This window comes from Candidatus Profftella armatura, assembly GCF_000441555.1.
GTDB classification, from domain to species: Bacteria; Pseudomonadota; Gammaproteobacteria; order Burkholderiales; family Burkholderiaceae; genus Profftella; species Profftella armatura.
Window position 1 is genome coordinate 125,879 of the sequence record NC_021885.1, and the last position, 23,694, is coordinate 149,572.

Genomic DNA, 23,694 nt, shown 5'->3' on the forward strand with positions numbered 1-23,694 from the left:
TGGGCGTCTAATTCAGATGTAACGATTTAAATTGAAACGTAAAAGTTTTAATAAAATCGTTTTTAAGTTTGTGTATTACATGCTAATTAAATTAAATTAGCAAAAATTAAAAATAATTTATTTTTAATTTTGAATTAGAAGAGTTTGATCCTAGCTCAGATTGAACGCTGGCGGCATGCTTTACACATGCAAGTCGAACGGTAACAGAGATTTATCTGCTGACGAGTGGCGAACGGGTGAGTAATATATCGGAACGTACCCTTAAGTGGGGGATAACTAGTTGAAAAATTAGCTAATACCGCATACAAATCTAACGATGAAAATAGGGGATTTTTAGTATTTTTAAAAACCTTATGCTTTTGGAGCGGCCGATATCTGATTAGTTAGTTGGTGGGGTAAAAGCCTACCAAGACCGCGATCAGTAGCTGGTCTGAGAGGATGATCAGCCACACTGGGACTGAGACACGGCCCAGACTCCTACGGGAGGCAGCAGTGGGGAATTTTGGACAATGGGCGAAAGCCTGATCCAGCAATGCCGCGTGAGTGAAGAAGGCCTTAGGGTTGTAAAGCTCTTTTATCAGGAAAGAAACGAATTAATATAATACATTAATTTAATGACGGTACCTGAAGAATAAGCACCGGCTAACTACGTGCCAGCAGCCGCGGTAATACGTAGGGTGCGAGCGTTAATCGGAATTATTGGGCGTAAAGCGTACGTAGGCGGTTTTGTAAGACAGATGTGAAATGCCTGGGCTCAACCTTGGAATTGCATTTGTGACTGCAAAGCTAGAGTGTGTCAGAGGGAGATAGAATTCCACATGTAGCAGTGAAATGCGTAGATATGTGGAGGAATACCGATGGCGAAGGCAGTCTCCTGGGATAACACTGACGCTCATGTACGAAAGCGTGGGGAGCAAACAGGATTAGATACCCTGGTAGTCCACGCCGTAAACGATGTCTACTAGTTGTTGGATCTTAATTGATTTAGTAACGTAGCTAACGCGTGAAGTAGACCGCCTGGGGAGTACGGTCGCAAGATTAAAACTCAAAGGAATTGACGGGGACCCGCACAAGCGGTGGATGATGTGGATTAATTCGATGCAACGCGAAAAACCTTACCTACCCTTGACATGTTAGAAACTATAAAGAGATTTATAGGTGCTTGCAAAAGAATCTAAACACAGGTGCTGCATGGCTGTCGTCAGCTCGTGTCGTGAGATGTTGGGTTAAGTTCCGCAACGAGCGCAACCCTTATTATTAGTTGCTACGAAAGAGCACTCTAATGAAACTGCCGGTGACAAGCCGGAGGAAGGTGGGGATGACGTCAAGTCCTCATGGCCTTTATGGGTAGGGCTTCACACGTCATACAATGGTGCATACAGAGGGTCGCCAATCTGCAAAGAGGAGCTAATCCCAAAAAGTGCATCGTAGTCCGGATTGGAGTCTGCAACTCGACTCCATGAAGTCGGAATCGCTAGTAATCGCGGATCAGCATGTCGCGGTGAATACGTTCCCGGGTCTTGTACACACCGCCCGTCACACCATGGAAGCAGGTTTTACCAGAAGTGAGTAGCTTAACCGAAAGGAGGGCGCTTACCACGGTAAGGTTTGTGACTGGGGTGAAGTCGTAACAAGGTAGCCGTATCGGAAGGTGCGGCTGGATCACCTCCTTTCTAGAATATGCATCGAAAATTAGGCGCTCACATTTATCGGTTTTAATAAAATTTAATAAATAAAAATTATTAATTTTTATGCTCTTTAAAAATTTAAAAATAATATTCTTTTTATTTTAAATTATTTTAAAAAGAATCTAATGTTATAGGGACAAGTAAATAAGTGCACATGGTGAATGCCTTGGCGATTACAGGCGATGAAGGACGTAGTAGCTTGCGATAAGCTGCGGTGAGCTGGGCAGACTTGCTTTGATCCGCAGATTTCCGAATGGGAAAACCCATCTTTATTTATAAAGATATTACATATTGAATATATAAATATGTAAAGCTAACGTAGCGAACTAAAACATTTAAGTAGCTATAGGAAAAGAAATCAACAGAGATTCCCAAAGTAGTGGCGAGCGAAATGGGAGAAGCTTGCAAAATTTAATATTATTAATAGTAGAAAGCTATGGAAAGAGCTGCCATAGAAGGTGATAGCCCATTATATTAAATTTATAATATGGAACTAAGTTTGCAAAAAAGTAAGACGAGACACGTGTAATCTTGTCTGAATAAGGGGGGACCATCCTCCAAAGCTAAATACTCGTAATCGACCGATAGTGAATTAGTACCGTGAGGGAAAGGTGAAAAGAACCCCGGGAGGGGAGTGAAATAGATTCTGAAACCATGTGCATACAAACAGTAGGAGCAGATTTATTCTGTGACTGCGTACCTTTTGTATAATGGGTCAGCGACTTATATTCAGTGGCAAGCTTAACCGAAAATAGGGGAGGCGCAGAGAAATCGAGTCCGAACAGGGCGAATTAGTCTCTGGATATAGACCCGAAACCAAGTGATCTACTTATGGCCAGATTGAAGGTGCGGTAACACGTACTGGAGGATCGAACCCACTAATGTTGAAAAATTAGGGGATGAGCTGTGAGTAGGGGTGAAAGGCCAAACAAACTTGGAAATAGCTGGTTCTCTCCGAAAACTATTTAGGTAGTGCCTTAAGTATTACCATTGGGGGTAGAGCACTGTTATGGCTAGGGGGTTATCATGACTTACTAAACCATTGCAAACTACGAATACCAATGAGTATTAGCTTAGGAGACAGACGCCGGGTGCTAACGTCCGACGTCAAGAGGGAAACAACCCAGACCGCCAGCTAAGGTCCCTAAGATTGGCTAAGTGGAAAACGAAGTGGGAAGGCTAAGACAGTCAGGAAGTTGGCTTAGAAGCAGCCATCTTTTAAAGAAAGCGTAATAGCTCACTGATCAAGTCGTCCTGCGCGGAAAATGTAACGGGGCTAAGCCAATCACCGAAGCTGCGGATATCAATTTAGTTGATATGGTAGGAGAGCGTTCTGTAAATCTGCGAAGGTATTTTGTAAAAAATACTGGAGATATCAGAAGTGCGAATGCTGACATGAGTAACGATAATGAAGGTGAAAAACCTTCACGCCGTAAGCCTAAGGTTTCCTGTTCAACGTTAATCGGAGCAGGGTTAGTCGGCCCCTAAGGTGAGGCAGAAATGCGTAGTCGATGGGAATAAGGTTAATATTCCTTTACCTATTTTAGGTGCGAAGGGGGGACGAATTATTAAAGATTGTCCAGGTGTTGGAAGTCCTGGTATCTATATTGTAGAAGGTTATTAGGAAAATCCGGTAACATAATTCAAGGGTATGGATCAAGTGATATTTTTTCATAAAGCAATCGGAAGTAGTTCCAAGAAAAGCCTCTAAGCTTAAGTCTAAAAAGACCGTACTATAAACCGACACAGGTGGGCGAGATGAATATTCTAAGGCGCTTGAGAGAACTCGAGAGAAGGAACTCGGCAAATTTGTACCGTAACTTCGGAATAAGGTACACCTTATTATTTGACTAGTTTAACACTAGAAGGATGAAAAGGTTGCAATAAAATGGTGGCTGCGACTGTTTAATAAAAACACAGCACTATGCAAACATGAAAATGGACGTATATGGTGTGACTCCTGCCCGGTGCTGGAAGATTAAATGATGGAGTGCAAGCTCTTGATTGAAGTCCCAGTAAACGGCGGCCGTAACTATAACGGTCCTAAGGTAGCGAAATTCCTTGTCGGGTAAGTTCCGACCTGCACGAATGGAGTAACGATGGCCACACTGTCTCCTCTCGAGACTCAGTGAAATTGAAATGTTTGTGATGATGCAAACTACCCGCGGCTAGACGGAAAGACCCCATGAACCTTTACTGTAACTTTATATTGAATTTTGAATAAAACTGTGTAGGATAGGTGGGAGACTATGAAGTATAAGCGCAAGCTTATATGGAGTCATCCTTGAAATACCACCCTGGTTTGTTTGAAATTCTAACCTTAAACCGTTATCCGGTTTGGGGACAATGTATGGTGGGCAGTTTGACTGGGGCGGTCTCCTCCTAAAGAGTAACGGAGGAGTTCTAAGGTACGCTAAGTACGGTCGGAAATCGTACTAATAGTGCAATGGCATAAGCGTGCTTAACTGCGAGACTGACAAGTCGAGCAGATACGAAAGTAGGACATAGTGATCCGATAGTTCTGTATGGAAGGGCTATCGCTCAACGAATAAAAGGTACTCTGGGGATAACAGGCTGATTCCTCCCAAGAGTTCATATCGACGGAGGAGTTTGGCACCTCGATGTCGGCTCATCACATCCTGGGGCTGTAGTAGGTCCCAAGGGTATGGCTGTTCGCCATTTAAAGTGGTACGTGAGCTGGGTTTAAAACGTCGTGAGACAGTTTGGTCCCTATCTGCCGTGGGCGATGGAAATTTGAAAGGAGCTGCTCCTAGTACGAGAGGACCGGAGTGGACGAACCTCTGGTGCATCGGTTGTCACGCCAGTGGCATAGCCGAGTAGCTAAGTTCGGAAGAGATAACCGCTGAAAGCATCTAAGCGGGAAGCTTGCCTTAAGATAAGATTTCCCGGGATTTAAATTCCCCTGAAGGGTCGTTCAAGACTAGAACGTTGATAGGTCAGATGTGGAAGTACAGTAATGTATTGAGCTAACTGATACTAATTGCCCGTGAGACTTGTCCCTATAACATTAGAGTTTTTAGAAATAATGCATAAAATTAAATATCTTAAATTTAAGATATTTAATTTTATGCCTGATGACAATAGCAAATTGGTACCACTCCTTTCCATCCCGAACAGGACAGTGAAACGATTTTGCGCCGATGATAGTGCTGAAACCAGTGTGAAAGTAGGTTATCGTCAGGATTTTTAAAGTTTTAAAAGCTCAAAATTTTGAGCTTTTAAAACTAAAATAAAAGACATATTATTTTTAAATATATAAAAAAGTAAAAATATTATGTATAATTATCCAATTATTAATACAGCTATTAAGGCTGCACGAAAAAGTGCTCTAATCATTAATAGAGGATCACTTGAATTAGAAAATCTTAGATTTGAAGAAAAAAAATACGAAAATTTTGTTTTTAATATTAACAAAGCATCCGAAAAAATTATTACTAAAATTTTATTTAATACTTATCCTTCTTATGCTTTTTTAATAAAAAAATCAAATTATTTAACTAATTTTGAAAATGAAAATATTTGGATAATAGATCCTCTTGATAATATCACAAATTTTTCTCATAATTTTCCTCAATATTGTATATCAATAGCCTTAAAGCAAAAAAAACAAATTACTCATTCAGTAATTTATGATCCAATTAGAAATGATTTATTTACTGCAATTAAAGGTTGTGGTGCCTATCTAAATGAAAAACGTATTCGTGTTAATAAAAGAAATAAAATTAATGACGCATTAATTGGTACTGATTTTTCATTTAAAAATAACATAAATTCCGAAGAATATGCAAAAATATTTCAAATAATTACTAAATGCAAAAATTTAAGAAATATAGGAACTTCTTCTCTTAATTTAGCTTATGTTGCTTCTGGAAAATTAGATGGTTTTTTTGAAAAAGGATTAAAACCATGGAATATTGCGGCTGGTTCTTTATTAATAATTGAATCAGGAGGAATTATTAGTAATTTTAAAGGTGAAAAAAATTACTTATATACTGGTGATATAGTTGCTGGAAATCAAAAAATATTTTCACAAATTATTTCATTAATAAATTTAAATAAAAATTAAAAAATTTTTATGTTCGAAAAATCAAATATATATATATCTGGAATGGGAATTGTATCATCAATTGGATTTGATATAGCATCATTTTCAAATTCATTAATAAAAGGAAAATCTGGTATTGATTATGAAATTAATAATACTCAATCTAATTTTTCTAAAAATATTATTGCAAAGATAAATAATTTTAATTTTAAAAATTCATTAAATAAAATTACTGATCTTTCAGAAAAAAAGAAGGAATTTATTTTACATATTGCACAAAAATCTCCATTATTCATACAAACATCTATAATTGCTGCATTACAAGCTTGGTATAATTCAAAGTTACATAAAAAAAAATATAAAATTTTACCAGAACGTATAGGATTAATTATAGCAGGACATAATACAACTCAAAATTATCAATACTCATTATACCCAGAATTCTTAAAAAAACCAGAATATCTTTCTCCTCGTTATGCTATCCAATTTATGGATAGCAATCAAATTGGTATAATGAGTGAAATATTTAATATTCGTGGAGAAGGTTTTATAATTGGTGGAGCATCAGCATCAGGAAATATTGGAATTATACATGGAATGCGTTTAATTCAAAATAATATTGTTGATGCTTGTTTAATTATTAGTGCCATGACAGATCTTTCTCCAATGGAGATTCAGGCATTTCACGCAATCGGGGCAATGGGAGGAAAAAATTTTTATAATTTTCCAAAAAAAACTTGCAGACCTTTTGATAAATTAGCTGAAGGATTTATTTATGGACAAGCATCAGCTGCACTGTTAATAGAAGGTAACAAAAATATAAAAATTCTTAATAAATCATATTTAGCTCGTTTATTAGGTGGGGTTATTAATTTACATGCAACAGCATCTCCAGAACCAAATTTAAACAATGAAATTAGTGTAATGAATTCTGTTTTAAAGCAAAGTGGATTAAAAAAAAATATGATAGATTATTTAAATACACATGGTAGTAGTTCTCCTTTAGGAGATAAAATAGAAATATCTGCAATTAAAGAAGTATATAAAAATCATTTTTCAAAACTTTTGTTGAATTCCACAAAAAGTTTAACTGGTCATTGTTTATATTCTTCGGGTATAGTAGAAATAATTGCATCTGTAATTCAAATGAGAAAAAAATTTATTCATCCTAATTTAAATCTAGAGTCTCCAATTGATAATCAAGCAAATTTTTCTGGAAAAAAATCTATATCTATAAATATTAATAATGTAATGAGTAATTCTTTTGGATTTAGTGGTATTAATAGTAGTATTATTTTATGTAAAAAATAAATATTTATTGATAATTATTCATAAGTTTTTTTAAGTATAATAATGATTTCATAACTATAGAATAATCCACTCCAAAATCAATTAAACATGCAATCTCATTAATGCCAATTGAAATAGCTTTATTAACTATATTTATTCCTTCGTCAACAGTACCAAAAAGAGCGCTAGTTTTAAAATATCTTTGATAGGAATATTCAAGAATTTTTTCTTTTTCTATGTTATTTAATGGTTTACCCCTTTTCTGATCAATAGCGGCTTTTAAATGTGCTTCCATTAAATTTTTTATATATTTCATAAAAGGATCTTTTACTGCTTTTTCTACTTGAGTATTTTTTTCTAAAAGTAATGTATGTAACATTAGTGTTACAATACCATCATCTGGATTTAATCCAGCAGATTTACGACTATTTCTATAAAGAATAATTTTATTTTTCATGGTATTTAAATCATTTCCATAAAGCATAGTAAATATATTATATCCCTTTTTACCTGCATATATAAAACCTTCATCATTTTGTGTAACTAAAAGCCAAATTTTAATATCTGATTGATATGGACGTGGATAAGTAATAACTGGTATTTGTTTTTTATCAGAATCTAAAAATAATACTTCTTCTCCTCTCCAAAGTTTTTGTACTTTTGATATATTTTTAGTGCAAATAGATTTTCTATTTTCATAATTATTTGGAGCAAAAATAAAATCTGTTTTATTCCATCCAGAACCAAATCCTAAATCTATTCTTCCGTTAGATAATATATCATTTATAGCCCACCATTCTACTATTTCTATAGGATTATGTAAAGGTAATGATATACCAGCTGTTCTAAATCGAATATTATGAGTTTGAGGAATTAAATATGCCGCAATGACAGCAGGATTAGCATAAATTGAACCATATTTATGAAAATGTCTTTCTGGAATATAAATTGCAGTAAAATTTTCAGAATCAGCGAAAATTGTAGCATCACGCATAAAATCATATTTTTTCTTATTGTGTATATTTTTTCTGACATCTGAAAAAAACATAATACTAAAATTAATTTTAAATTTATTTTCTAAAAAATTATTTTCTGTAAGTATTTTTTTTAAATTTAAATTGGTAATTATTTTATTATTAATATTATTCATTATTTATTGTTAATTAAGTTTGATAAATAGACAGATAATTTTTTAACGCTATTAAAATCAATTAGCCATTGAGGTTTAATTGTATATTTTAATTTTTTTTCAAGTTTAGTAGATAATACCATTGCTGAGATAGAATCTAATCCATAGTTTTGAAATGTTTCTGTAAAATCAATTTCTTTAAGTTTTAATACTTTTATCATTGTTTTAGAAATTATTTTTTCAAAATATTTTTGATTAGAATTTTTATTATCTTTAACTTCTTCTAATTTTTGTTTTTTATTTAAAGTTATTAATTTATGAATACGATCTATAAAATTAGAATTTAATTTTTTAATTTCATTCATATCAATTATTTTAATAATTTCTTGAATAGAAACTTTTATACCATTTTGTTGTTTTTCTTCCCAATATTTAATATAATTTTCTATATTTTTTTTCATTAATTTAGATTTAAATTTAAATGGTCTAGCATATAATAATCTTTCTTTAATATTATGAAATATTGATAAATTTAAATAATTTATAATAATAGAATTATTATTCTCTTTAATACTAGTTTCATTATTCAAATTCATAATTTTTTCAAATAATATTTTTCCTTCTTTATTGTTAAATGTTCTCATTCCTAATTTGTTAAATATTTTTTCTATAATAATAAATTTTTCATTGGATACTCTTGTGAGAGCGCCTGTTTGATTCCAATCAGAAATTATAATATTTTTATAAAAAATATTTTTATATAAAAATTGTTGATATATAGAAAAAAAACTCATATATGTATTAGCAGAAGCATAATCAGAAGATCCTCTTGCTAAATGGGGTATTAAACCAGCCATAGAAGAAAATGAAATAAAAAAATCTAATGGATCTGATTTAAATACTTCATGTAAGTTTTCTATTCCTTTTATTTTTGGTTCCCAAACTTTTTTTATATCTTCTATATTTTTATTAGAAAAACCTGGTTTTTTAATATTAGAATAAGTTCCGGCACAATGAATAACACCTTTAATTGGACCATAATTATTTCTAATTTTTGTAAAATATTTTTTTAATAAATTTAAATCACTTAATGAACCAATATAAATTTTTAAATTTTTAATTTTTCTTTTTAAATAAGTTAACTCTTTTAGCTTATTTATTAAGTAAAAAGATGAATCATTATTAGATATAATTTTTTCCCAATCTTTTTTTGGGGGAAGATTTGTAATTCCCATAAGAACTATGTTTTTACAACCTTTTTTAATAAAATATTTAGCAATTTCTAAACCTACTCCATTAGTTCCTCCTGTTATAACATATACTCCTTCATAAGAAATTAAAAAAGGAATATAATTCTTAATTTCTAATTTTTTTTCTAAAAGAATTGGTACATAACGTTTGTTATTTCTATAACAAATTTCAGTTTCTTGTAATTTTACATTAAACTCTTTAAAAATAATATTTCTTAATTTCATCGGTTCATTATAAATAGAATCATCAACATCAATACAACGTGAATCAATATGTTGATAATCAGAACTTATCATCTTAATAATTCCAGAAAATTTTGAACCAGAAAGTGTCATTTTCTTAAATTTAAAATTTTGTAATTCTTTTGTGAAATATAAAATTGAAATTTCATTAATGGTATTAATTATAATTTGATAAAATACTATTTTTTCAAATTGATCATTATCATAATCATGTGCGGCATTATATATATCACTTAAATCAATAATATGGGTAATATTATTGTCATATTTGTTAACTAATAATTGAGTATTTATACGTGCTAAATTTATATCATTTAAATTTACTAAATCATAGTTTGAAACATAATCTATTTTATTAATAGATATTAAAATAATTTTTTGAAAATCATTTAAATTAAATATTTTTTCTACAAGTTGTATTGAGTCCTCATTAACTAAAACTAATAATATTTTGCGTTCAATATTATTTTTTAAAAAATAGGGTTCTTTTACGATCCAATCTTTGTTAATTAAATAAATATTATTTTCTTCTAAATTTTTATTTTTTATATTTTTTTTAATAAAACGTTCATTATTTAAATAATAAATATAATTAATATCAATCAATTTATTATTTTTTTCTGGAATTAACCATTCTATGCATAATCTCTGCATAAACAACAATTGATTAAATTCATTATAATCATCGCAAAAAATTATTTTTTTACGTATTAATGATAAATTATTTGTAGATAAATTAATTTTATCATTAATCAATTTCATTATATAATCTTTATTATTTATTTTTAATTGTATAAAAAAAATAATTTCTATTGGGTAACCAAAGTATCCATTTAAAAATTTTTCAAAAAATTTTTCCAAAAGAAGAGTGATATCATTATTTACTTTCGATATATTAAAAATTAATATAATTTCGTATTTTTCTTCAAAAAATAATTCTTTTGTAAAAATAGATGAATGAAAGTTATAATAAATTGGGATAATAAAATTATTTATTTTTTTATCTTCTGTATTAGATACCTTTTTAAGATTTAATAATAATTTTTTAAATATATTAAATTGATTTTTTTCTGTATGAATAAAAATAATTTTTTTATTTTTATAAAAATGCAATCTATCTTGCAAATCAATAGAATCTAATAACTCATGATAAATATTATTTTTACAATTAACATCGGATGATTTTAAATTATTTTTAATATATTTATTTTTTTCTTTAGATATCCAGTAATATTCACGCGAAAAAGGATAAGTTGGTAAACCATGTTTACGGTGTCCTTTATGGAATAATTGTAAATATTTCCAATCTACATACTCTCCATTAACCCACTTATTAGCTAAAATTATAGAAATTTCTAATGAATTTTTATCTGTTATTTTATTAATATTTTCAAAATTTTTTAAAATTTTATTATTTTTTTTAGATTTTATTTTTCCATAAAAAAAATTATTATTTATATAATTGTCTTTATTTTTATAATTTTTTATAAAATTTAATAATTTTTTATATAATTCCTCGAAAGAGGATATAACAATTGCTAATCGATGAGACATAACAGCTCTACCAAACTGAAATGTATAAATAAAATCAAATATATTAGTATTATCGTTTTTTAAATCTTTGGAAATATAATTACAAATTAATTTTGCATATATTAATAATTGAGATAAATTTTTAGCAGATAAAGGAAATACCATAAAAATAGGTAAATTATTTATAAATTTATCAATATTTTCATTATTTTTTATTTTTTCCATTAATACTATATGGGCATTAGTTCCACTAAATCCAAAAGAATTAATAGCAGCCATACGTTTTTTTTTATTTTTTATATCCCATGATTTACATTTTGTATTAATAAAAAATGGACTATTTTCTAATTTAATATGTTCGTTAAGTATATTATAATTTATGGTAGGAGGTAAAACTTTATGCTTTAAAGATAAAATAATTTTAATCATACCTATAACACCTGCAGCAGTTGCTGAGTGCCCGATATTACTTTTTACAGATCCAAGTGCACAAAAATTTTTATGATAACTAAATTTATTAAATGATTCACATAATGCTTCAAATTCTATTGGATCACCTAGTTTTGTACCAGTTCCATGTGCTTCAAGTAATTGAATATCATTAGGATTTATATTAAATTTTTTATAAATTTTGGTTTGAAGTCTTATTTGAGATTTTGTATTTGGAGCAGTAATTCCATTAGTTTTTCCATCTTGATTAACTCCCCATCCCTTAATTATACAATAAATATCATCTCCATCTTTTTTTGCATCTTTTAATTTTTTTAACATTAATACTCCTACACCTTCTCCTGGAACAAAACCATTAGCTCTTTGATCAAAACTATAACAATGACCATCTGGTGATAACATTCCAGATTTACTCATTTTAATATGAATATCTGGTGTATTAATAATATAAACTCCTCCTGCTAATGCAATTTTACTATTTCCAAGAATCAAACTATCACAAGCATGTGCTATAGCAACAAGAGAAGAAGAACAAGCGGTATCAATAGCTAAACAAGGTCCTTGTAAATTTAAAAAATAAGAAACTCTTGCTGGTAAAATGGAAACTGATTCTCCCATTAAAGCATAAGCATTATACATTTTAGGATCTGTTATTAATTTATTATAATCACTAACAGCGCAACCAACAAATACACCACATAAACTTCCAGAAAGGCTAAATGGATTATAACCAGCGTCTTCAATACACGTCCAACAATTTTGTAAGAATAATCGTTGTTGTGGATCCATATATTCTGCTTCTGAAGGAGAAATATTAAAAAATAATGGATCAAATATTTCAATATCTTCTAAAGAACCCATTTTTTTACAAATAGTTTTTCCAATTGCGTTTTTATCTGAATCATAGAAATCATCAATAATCCATCTTGTACTAGGAATTTTTGAAACACAATTACGACCAATTAATAAATTATTCCAAAATTTTTTAACATTATTAGCCTTAGGAAATTGCCCGGATATACCGATAATTGCAATATCATCATTATTTATAGATAAATTTTTTGATTTCAATTTTTTTGAATTATCATAAGATATAGTATCATTTATTATTTTGGAATTATTTTTTTTTATAGATTTATCAATATCATCATTATTTATAGATTTATCAAAATCATCATTATTTATAGATAAATTTTTTGATTTCAATTTTTTTGAATTATCATAAGATATAGTATCATTTATTATTTTGGAATTATTTTTTTTTATAGATTTATCAATATCATCATTATTTATAGATTTATCAAAATCATCATTATTTATAGATAAATTTTTTGATTTCAATTTTTTTGATATTTGAGACATTATAAATTTAAAAAATTTATTTAAAGTTGGATAATCATAAATTTTAGTTGAATTTATAGATAAATCTAACTGAGAATTTATTTTCCTAATCCAGGTAACTGCAATAATTGAATCAAGTCCCATATCAATAAAAATAGCATCATCATCAAATTGCTCTGATTTTATTTGTAATTCTTCAATTAAACTATTTTTTAATATAGAAAAGACTCTTGAGTTCAATTTTTTTGAATTATCATAAGATATAGTATCATTTATTATTTTGGAATTATTTTTTTTTATAGATTTATCAATATCATCATTATTTATAGATTTATCAAAATCATCATTATTTATAGATAAATTTTTTGATTTCAATTTTTTTGATATTTGAGACATTATAAATTTAAAAAATTTATTTAAAGTTGGATAATCATAAATTTTAGTTGAATTTATAGATAAATCTAACTGAGAATTTATTTTCCTAATCCAGGTAACTGCAATAATTGAATCAAGTCCCATATCAATAAAAATAGCATCATCATCAAATTGCTCTGATTTTATTTGTAATTCTTCAATTAAACTATTTTTTAATATAGAAAAGACTCTTGAGTTCAATTTTTTTGAATTATCATAAGATATAGTATCATTTATTATTTTGGAATTATTTTTTTTTATAGATTTATCAATATCATCATTATTTATAGATTTATCAAAATCATCATTATTTATAGATAAATTTTTTGATTTCAATTTTTTTGATATTTGAGACATTATAAATTTAAAAAATTTATTTAAAGTTGGATAATCATAAATTTTAGTTGAATTTATAGATAAATCTAACTGAGAATTTATTTTCCTAATCCAGGTAACTGCAATAATTGAATCAAGTCCCATATCAATAAAAATAGCATCATCATCAAATTGCTCTGATTTTATTTGTAATTCTTCAATTAAACTATTTTTTAATATAGAAAAGACTCTTGAGTTCAATTTTTTTGAATTATCATAAGATATAGTATCATTTATTATTTTGGAATTATTTTTTTTTATAGATTTATCAAAATAACGTTCAATATTAGTAATAACACTTGGATTGTTAACAAAAGTATAATCATGCATAGTAAGTTCGTGTAAAAAAATAGTAGAAAGTTTTTTTTGTAATGAATGACTATAATATTTTTTTTGCAATTCTAATTCTTTTTTACTTAATAAAGATAATTTTTTAGCTAATTTTAATGAATAAAACAAAACTTGTTTACGGGGTAATACTGGCATAGATATCCCGCGTTCTTTAAGTTCTTTTCCTTTAAATTCACTAGCAGTGAATAAAATTTCTCTACTTAATATTTTTCCAAAACGTTGCGGAAAAATTAATGTAGAACCGGCGCCAGGTGTGAATCCATAACGCATATATGGACTTTGATAAACGCTTTCTTCGCTAAAAATTGTATAATCACAAAATAAACCCATAGCCCAACCAGCGCCTATCGCATGCCCCTGCATAGCGGCAATTACAGGAATTTTGCAATATAATGGCATACAATAACTTTTTTCATCAGTAAAACGAGATATTCCTTTTTGTATTTTTAATAATCCTTCCTTGGTTCCACCGCAAGCAAAATAATTTTCATAACCAGTTATAATAATTACTTTATATTGTACTGAACTATTTATATAAGAAAAAGCATCAGTAATTCCTTTTACAACAGAAGAAGAAAACATATTTTTATTTTCTCTATCGCATATAGTTAAAATTAATATATCATTATAATATTTTTCTAATTTAATCACATGAGAGGCAAAAGGAATTAAAGATATTTTATCTTTGTTATATGATAATTTTAATAAAAAATTTGGATATTGAGAAAAATTTCGTAAATTTGTAATTATATTATCTATATTTTTATTTAAGTGTTTTTTAAGTATTTTTAATGAAATTGATGATGATTGAATAATTTGATTTGCTTTTTCAAAAGCATAATTTTGAATAATAGATTTATCAACAATAGGATATAATAATTTAAATTTTCTTAATGATTTGCTATCAAAAATAATATTTGAAGATAGATCAGTATAATATCCTTGTTTACTACAAATTATTAAATCACATGCCATAGAAATTTTCATAACATAATTTAAATTTTTTCCTGTTAAAATTATAATTATAGGAAATAAAAATTTCATTAAAGATTGTGTGATATTAAAAATTTCTTTTTGAATTATTTTATTAAAATTTATTGTATCTGAAAATAATTTATCTAAATTATTAAGCATTAATACTTTAACTTTATTTAAATTAGATAATGATTTAATACAAGAAATTAATTCGTAACAAGAATGCCTAATTTTTTCATTTATATTTTTATCATTAATATTACAAATATCATTAAATTTGATTGAAAAAATTCCTTTACCATGATCCTTAAAATTAATATACTTAAATTTATTAAAATTTATATCAATTACTTTGTTAGAATTAGATATTAAAAAATTAGATGTAGTATTAAATAAAGGTAATGAATATGGAGTTTCTAAAAATGGATAGGTAGGTAATGCAATACAATGGTACATATTTTTTTCTGAATATAATTTTGTCCAATCAATATTCATACCTTTACTCCAAAATTTAAGTAAACGTTCATATTTTTTTTTCTGAAACCATATTTTTAATGTATCTTGTATTGTTACATCATTATAAAAAATACTAATTATATCTTTATAATTTTTTATTTTTCCATAAAAAATATTCTCCTCTTCTTCTAAAGAAGAGTAATTATTATCTTTAATACTTAAACATTTTTTTAATTTTTTTTGAAGTTCAGATAAAGAACATACTATAAAGGCAATACGAATATCCATTGCTTCTCTTCCTATTTGAAGAGTATAAGATAAATTTGATAATTTTTCGTGAGATATTTGCAATGTAAATTCATATAAACGTTTTATATAATTTTTTAAAGATTCTTCATTTCGAGCAGATAATATAATTATGTATGTTTTTTCACATAAAAAATTAAATGATTTTTTAATTTTTTTAAATTCTTCAATAATAATATGAGCATTAGAACCCCCAGCTCCAAATGATGAAATTCCAGCTATACGTGGAATATTTTTTTCTCTAACCCAATTAACTAATGTTTGTTGAAGGAAAAAAGGAGTTTTAGAAAAATTAATATTTGGATTCGCTATTTTAGCATGTAATGTGGGAACTAAGCGCTTATTTTTCATTTGCAAAATTACTTTAATAAAACCAGCTATTCCTGAAGCAGATTCTAAATGTCCAATATTTGATTTAACTGATCCAATTGCACAAAAATTATTATCTTCTGTATCATTTCTAAAAGCTTTTACTAAACTAGATATTTCAATTGGATCACCAAGTTCTGTTCCAGTTCCATGTGCTTCAATATAACTAATATTTCTTGCATTTATATTGGCTTTTTTTAATGTATTTTTAATTAATTCAAACTGAGCATTAGGATTAGGCACTGTATAACCATTAGTTTTTCCTCCATGATTAATATTAGTTGCTTTAATAATTGCTTGAATTCTATCATTATCTTCTATTGCTTTTGAAATTGGTTTAAGTAATATAGCGCCAACTCCTTCTCCTGGAACAAAACCATTAGCATTTTCTCCAAAACTACGACATATTCCATCTTTAGATAACATACGAAGAGAACTAAGTAAAATATAGCTAGATGGATGTAAATATAAATTAACACCACCAGCAATTGCTAATTTACTTTCACCAGATAGTAAACTTTGACAAGCTTGATGAATTGCGGTTAATGATGATGAGCACATTGTATCTATTGGCATACTTGGTCCGTGTATATTTAAAAAATATGAAACTCTATTTGCAAAAGAACTAAATGAAGTATGAGGATATAATGTACTACCATGTTTCCATAATTCAGGACCAAATAAATCAAAACCAGTGCGTGTAACCCCAACAAATACACTAACTTTATGATTAAAATCTTTCGCTAAACGTTCACGTGTATAACCAGCGTCTTCTAACGTTTCCCATGCTGTTTGTAAAAATAAACGTTCTTGTGGATCAATAATATTTGCTTCTTTAGGTGAAATATTAAAAAATAATGGATCAAAATTATCAAAACCATTTAAAAATCCACCCCATTTACAATAAGTTTTTCCTTCTTTAATAGCTTCTTCTACGTCAGAATTATAAAATTTATCTATTTCCCACCTAGAAGATGGAATTTCTGTGATACAATTTTTACCATTAATTAATAATTCCCAGTATTCTTTTAAATTATTTGCTTTTGGAAAACGACAACTCATACCAATTATAGCAATATCATTATTATCACAAATATCTATTTTATTTTTATATAATATATTTGATGATATTTTTATTTCTTTTGTTTCATTTTTTTCGTTATCAATTTTTATTTTTGTTAATTTTTGTGATTCTTTTTTATAATTATCTATTAAATAATTAGCTAATTCAGAAATATTTTTATATTCAAATAATAATGTGCTAGATATATTGGAAAAATCTTTACGTAATTTATTGGTAATTTGAATAATTAATATAGAATCTATTCCATAATTTCCTAATAATTCTTGCGCATCTATTTTTGAAATATCCATATGCAATACTTTTGCGATAATCTTTTTAAGATACAAAGTAATAGATTTTAAAGAAAGGTTCTTATTCTTATACATTGATTTTACTTGATTGTTTTTTATTTTTTTTTCCATTGATATTTTTTGTTTAATTATTCCATTGCTTTTAGCGATTATAATTTGTTGACCTAAATTATGTGTATTTTCTGCTGGAAATAAAATGGTATTAAATCCTTCTTGACTTAAAATTTTATACCAATTTTTAGAACATAAAATTGGAGAATCTGGAATTCTGATTTTTTGATCTTCTGATAGCCACCATCCTTCTAATAAACCAAAAGTAAGATGAGCAAAAAAAGATTTTTTACTAATTTCATTTAATAACAATAAACCATTTTTTCGTAAAACAGCTTTCACATTAGATAATGTAAAACAAATATTACGAGTAGCATGTAATACATTTGTAGCAATTGCTATATCATAAGAACCAGGTTCAATCATTTGATCAGAAAAATGTTTTTCAATATTAAATATTTTAGGAATAATATAAGAGTAATTTGATGAAAATTTTTTTTCTGCATGAAATAAAAATGCTTTTGATATATCTGTATAAGCATATTCAGAAATATTTTTATAAAAATGATGAAGATGCGGTAAAATTATAGAAGTAGTTCCACCAGTCCCCGCTCCAATTTCAATAATTCTTATACGAGCTAATGGTTCTTTTTGTAAACGTAATTTAATAAAAGAAACTATTGTTTTTGCTAAAATTTCGTTAAAATAGTCAGATACTAAATTATTACAATAAATACCATTTACCATTTTCATTGATGCATTTGGAAAAATAATATCAGTAGAGCGAATTTTTCCACTTAGAATTAGTGGTAATGATTTCAAACAAGTTTCTACTAAAATAATAGCAGATTTTAAATTTGAGTTATTAAAATATTTTTGTTTTGAAATATTCCAAGATTCCCATAATTTTTCTAAATTATTTAAATTTTCTAATTCTATTGATATGTTTTTTTTATCATATTTTTCTAAAAATTTAATACTTGATTTTAACCATTTTTCATAAAATTTTGGAGTGTTATTAGATATATTTTTTAATATTTTCCAATGATTATTTTTATTTTTTCCTAAAAAACCTGTAGAAAATAATATTCCAGCAAAAAGAGGTAATAATTTTATTTCCATTATTTTGTTATTAAATATACTTAAATTTTTTAATAATTGTATCTTTTTATTTGATTCAGTTAATATAAAATTTGATGAAAATGATTTTATTATATCTAAATTATCTGGATAAATAACTAAACTTTTCATAGGATTAAATAAAAAAAGAGATTTATAACAACTAACTCTCATAACAATAATTTGTCTGAGAGGAATATTAGATATGTTTTCCAAAAATGTCATTGCTTGAGATACTTTTAGGGGTAAACGCCCACTTTGTTTTAATCTAATTTTAGCGAAATTAGAAATTTTTTTACCTGTGCCGATTTCCCAATGCCCCCAATTAATTACTCTTACAAAACATTGTAATTTTTTTGATAAACAAATCGCATATGCATCCTCAAAAGCTCCTCCAGCGGAATAACCGCTCATCCCCCCATTTTTTTCGATAGCAACAATTGAGGAAAAATAAAAAATAAAATCTGATACTTCCGTGCTAAATACTTTTGCGATATTAATGCTTGCATCAATCTTAATAGATAAAATAGATTGAAAACGTTTTATACTCATTTTTTCAATACTTTTATCAAATTCACTGCTAACCGCTGAATGAATAATACCATTAATTACTGGATAAGTTTTTTTAATTATTGTTAATGATTTTTTTAAAGAAGTTAAATCACAGGCATCAGCTGAAATATAAAGTATTGAGGAATTATTTTTTTTGAATTTATCTAATTTTTTTTGAATATTATCATCTAATTTACTCTTGCAAATCCAAATAACTTGTGCAGAATATTTTTTTATTACATAATTAGTCCATGCTTTTCCAATTCCACCTGATCCTCCGATTACTATATATATACCTTTTTGTTTATAAATTAGTTTTGATGATAAATTTGAATTAACAATAGAGCATAAATATCCCTTAAACCATTGACCATTTCGATAAGCAATTGTTTCGCCGCTAGTAATATTTTTTGGTATATTTACTAGTATATTTTCTAGATTGGTATTAAATTCTAAATCTAATAAATTTATTACCCAAAAAGGATACTCTTTAGCTAAAACACCGGATAATCCATGTATACTAGCATATCCAGGAGAAACTAAATCAGTATCAAATACTTCTTGAGTTGCATAAGTAATAATAGTCCATATTAATTTTTGAGAAGAATATATTTTTTGAGACAATAATGCTTTAATAAATTTAAATAATAATAATACTCCAAAATCTTGATAATTAATTAAATCTATTTTAGATATTTGTGGAGTAATCCAAATAATATGATCAAATTTATATCCTTTTGAAATTAATTTGCTTAGTTTATAAGAAATTATATCAACTGATTCATTAATATTTATAAAAAATTCATGCATAGAAGAATTAATAGATTGAATAATTTTTTTTTGTTTTAAATTTGCTCCAATTACTAATAATTTTCTATTCATTAAATAAGAATTATTTTTATAATTTATAATTATAGGATCCCAAGTTAATGATAATTGCATTACATCACTATTACTTATTTGGGTATCATCACTATTACTTATTTGGGTATCATCACTATTACTTATTTGGGTATCATCACTATTACTTATTTGGGTATCATCACTATTACTTATTTGGGTATCATCACTATTACTTATTTGGGTATCATCACTATTACTTATTTGGGTATCATCACTATTACTTATTTGGGTATCATCACTATTACTTATTTGGGTATCATCACTATTACTTATTTGGGTATCATCACTATTACTTATTTGGGTATCATCACTATTACTTATTTGGGTATCATCACTATTACTTATTTGGGTATCATCACTATTACTTATTTGGGTATCATCACTATTACTTATTTGGGTATCATCACTATTACTTATTTGGGTATCATCACTATTACTTATTTGGGTATCATCACTATTACTTATTTGGGTATCATCACTATTACTTATTTTTTTAATTAAATTATTTTTTGGAAGCCAATAATAATATTTTGAAAATGGATAAGTTGGTAAACTAATTCGTATATTTTTTTTATCTATTAAAGACCAATTAATGTTAATACCAGATTGCCATAATATAGCTATTTTTTTGAAATTTTTTTCTTTTATCGCTAAATTAATAACAGTAGCGATATCTATTTTATTTTTTGATTCATTGAATGAATCTAATTTATCTTGCATGGGGATTATTTTTTTTTCATAAAAAAAGTTTAATTGAGATAATAAATCATCACGATTAAAAATAACTAATGCTAAACGACAATTCATTGCTTGACGCCCTTTTTGTAATTGAAGAGTCAAATCTCTTAGTGAAATATTTAAACTTTCTTTATTATTTAACCATTCTATATATTTTTTAACATAAATAAGTAATTGTGATTTAGTTTTAGCTGATAAAACAAAAATTAAAGGTAATGTAGAATTTTCAAAATTAATAGAAATATTATTTATTATTTTATTATTGATTTCAATATTATATTCAGATAATACCACATGTGCATTTGTTCCTCCTGAACCAAAACTACTAACTCCGGCTATACGAAGTTTATTTTCATATTTTGGTTTTACCCAATCTTGTAAATGATCAATAATATATAAATGACTATCATCTAATTTGATATTTTTGTTTAAATTATAAAAATTTAATGAGGCAGGAAGTTTTTTATTTTTAAGACATAAAATAATTTTCAATATACCAGTAATTCCAGAAGCGGCTTCTAAATGTCCTAAATTAGTTTTTACTGATCCTAATCCACATTTTTCATAAAAATTTTTTATATTTTTTTTGTATGTAATAATACTATGAAATGCATTTTTTAATCCCTGTATTTCAATTGGATCACCTAGTTTTGTACCAGTTCCATGGCACTCAATATATCCTAATGATCGCACATCAATATTTGATTCATTCCAAGCTTTTTGAAGAAGATATGATTGTTGTATTGGATTAGGTGCAGTTAAACCATTTGATTGTCCATTATGTGTGATAGCGGATCCTTTAATAATAGCGTATATATTATCATGATCATTTAATGCGACAGAAAGAGGTTTTAACATTAACATTACAGCACCTTCTCCTCTAACATAACCATCAGCATTTTTATCAAAAGTTTTACAGATCCCATCTCTAGATAACATACCTGCTTTATAATAAGCAATTGTGTTAGATGGGTGAAGAATTAAATTAATACCACCAACAAGTGCTTGTGAAGATTCTCCATTTTTAATTGATTGGAGTGCCTCATGTACCGCAACTAAAGAGCTAGAACAAGCAGTATCTATTAATAAACTAGGTCCGGTAAAATTATAAAAATAAGAAATACGATTAGCTAATACCGCCATAGAATTACCAATACAATGATGCGCATTAACTGGAATTTTTATATAATCACTTAATAATCGTGTATAATCAGATCCACTAGCACCTATAAAAACACCTGTATTACTACCTGATAATTTACTAGAATCATAACCTGCATCTTCTATTGTTTTCCAAGAAAGTTCTAATAAAATCCTTTGTTGAGGATCCATTGATTCGGCTTCTATCGGAGAAATTTTAAAAAAGGGGGCGTCAAAACATTCTATGTCTTTTAAAAATGCACCAAAATTAATACCTTTATGTTTATTTTTAATATCAATTTCTAAGGGCCATATCCAGCGACTTTCATTTAATTCTTCAATAACAGATGAACCTTTTTTTAATATTTTCCAAAATTTACTTAATGTATTAATTCCTTTTGGTAAATAACATGCTAATCCAATAATTGCAATATCTTTATTTAAATTATTGATGGAATTATTATTTATTTCCATATTTTTAAAATTTTTTTCTAATAAATAAGGTTTATTATTTTTTTCAAAAATATTTATATTATTAATTTTATTATAAAAATAAGAAATTATTTTATTAACAGTATTATTGTAAAATAAAAAAGTTGAATCAATATTTAATTGATAATGCGATGATAAATTTTTACTTAAAAATAATAAATCTGATGAATCTAAACCCATATCCATTAATGGAGTATCAATAGAAAAAAACTTTTTAAATTCAAATGAAAGACATTTATATATAATTTTTTTTATGTAATCAGAAATTTCTTCTAAATTATATTTATTGTTTTTTTTAATTTTTGTTTTATGATTGATTTCTATACATTTTCTATTTTTTATATCATAATTAATAAGAACGCCATAACCATTATTTTTATAGTCTAATGGTCGATAATTTGGTATTAATTTTTTAATAATTGCCCCATGTGATTCATGGAAATATAAAATTGGATCAATTAACATACCATAAATATTGCGTTTTTTAATATATTCTGATAATGATAAATTATCTAATTTATTAAAGTTTTTACATAAAGTAATTGCAACTACTAAATTTATTTTAATTTGTAAACTATAATAAATTAATGTAAATTCTAATAATTGATCCCCTAAATTTTGTTGTTGCATATTTGGAAAAATATTAACTGCTAATAATTGAGCTATTGAACCGTTAATATTATGTAATGTATCTATTGTTGTTATATTGTAATTTGCTAATTTTTTAACAGATTTAATTAATTGAGAATAAATAACTCCAGATATTTTATTATTCATTAATAATACTAATTGTCCTGCAGGATAATTACAAATACGATTTTTTATTATAAATTCAGGGGTACGTAATAATTTGTTCCAACAAGATTTTTCTAATTTCATTAATTTTGGAATATCTTCTAATAAAGCCGGACGAATACAATATGGCTTATATTTTAAATTTAATAATATGTAATTTTTTATGGATTTTATATCTAATAAATTTTTAGGTGGCTGATGATCTATAAATAAACCATTTTTAGCTGCTTCTAAAAAACATTTTTCTAAAGAATTTTCGTTTTTGTTAAAAAAATTTTCTAATATTTTATACAT

General features: G+C 26.9%; 4 protein-coding genes and 3 rRNA genes. 5 read left to right on the top strand and 2 right to left on the bottom strand.

All coding sequences use genetic code 11. The annotated features are described in order from the left end of the window. Positions 1-132 precede the first annotated feature (132 nt). The 5 genes from SSDC_RS00645 to SSDC_RS00665 all read left to right on the top strand — a co-directional run bounded on the left by SSDC_RS00645 (position 133) and on the right by SSDC_RS00665 (position 7,065). Positions 133-1,673, top strand: a 16S ribosomal RNA gene (locus tag SSDC_RS00645). A gap of 149 nt (positions 1,674-1,822) precedes the next feature. Beyond that, a 23S ribosomal RNA gene (locus SSDC_RS00650) occupies positions 1,823-4,710 on the top strand. A 69-nt stretch (positions 4,711-4,779) separates the two neighbouring features. Then, a 5S ribosomal RNA gene (gene rrf / locus SSDC_RS00655) occupies positions 4,780-4,892 on the top strand. Together the 16S, 23S and 5S rRNA genes form the textbook arrangement of a ribosomal RNA operon. Before the next feature lie 91 nt (positions 4,893-4,983). Further along, complete coding sequence (locus SSDC_RS00660) at positions 4,984-5,775, top strand: inositol monophosphatase family protein (RefSeq protein WP_020915395.1); 792 nt, start codon at positions 4,984-4,986, stop codon at positions 5,773-5,775. A gap of 9 nt (positions 5,776-5,784) precedes the next feature. Further along, positions 5,785-7,065, top strand: coding sequence for a beta-ketoacyl synthase N-terminal-like domain-containing protein (locus SSDC_RS00665; protein WP_020915396.1), 1,281 nt, complete (start codon positions 5,785-5,787; stop codon positions 7,063-7,065). A 4-nt stretch (positions 7,066-7,069) separates the two neighbouring features. On the opposite strand, the gene SSDC_RS00670 is transcribed toward SSDC_RS00665, so the two are convergent. After that, positions 7,070-8,194 (bottom strand): MupA/Atu3671 family FMN-dependent luciferase-like monooxygenase, encoded by a 1,125-nt coding sequence (locus tag SSDC_RS00670; protein WP_020915397.1) that lies wholly within the window; start codon positions 8,192-8,194, stop codon positions 7,070-7,072. Next, a complete protein-coding gene (locus SSDC_RS00675; protein ID WP_020915398.1) occupies positions 8,194-23,694 on the bottom strand; it encodes an SDR family NAD(P)-dependent oxidoreductase in 15,501 nt (5,166 codons plus the stop codon). The genes SSDC_RS00670 and SSDC_RS00675 overlap by 1 nt, the downstream gene beginning before the upstream one ends.

Bases quoted from the DNA above. Each gene is read 5' to 3' on its own strand.
- SSDC_RS00660 (WP_020915395.1), top strand. From the start codon at position 4,984: ATGTATAATTATCCAATTATTAATACAGCTATTAAGGCTGCACGAAAA.
- SSDC_RS00665 (WP_020915396.1), top strand. From the start codon at position 5,785: ATGTTCGAAAAATCAAATATATATATATCTGGAATGGGAATTGTATCA.
- SSDC_RS00670 (WP_020915397.1), bottom strand. From the start codon at position 8,194: ATGAATAATATTAATAATAAAATAATTACCAATTTAAATTTAAAAAAA.
- SSDC_RS00675 (WP_020915398.1), bottom strand. From the start codon at position 23,694: ATGTATAAAATATTAGAAAATTTTTTTAACAAAAACGAAAATTCTTTA.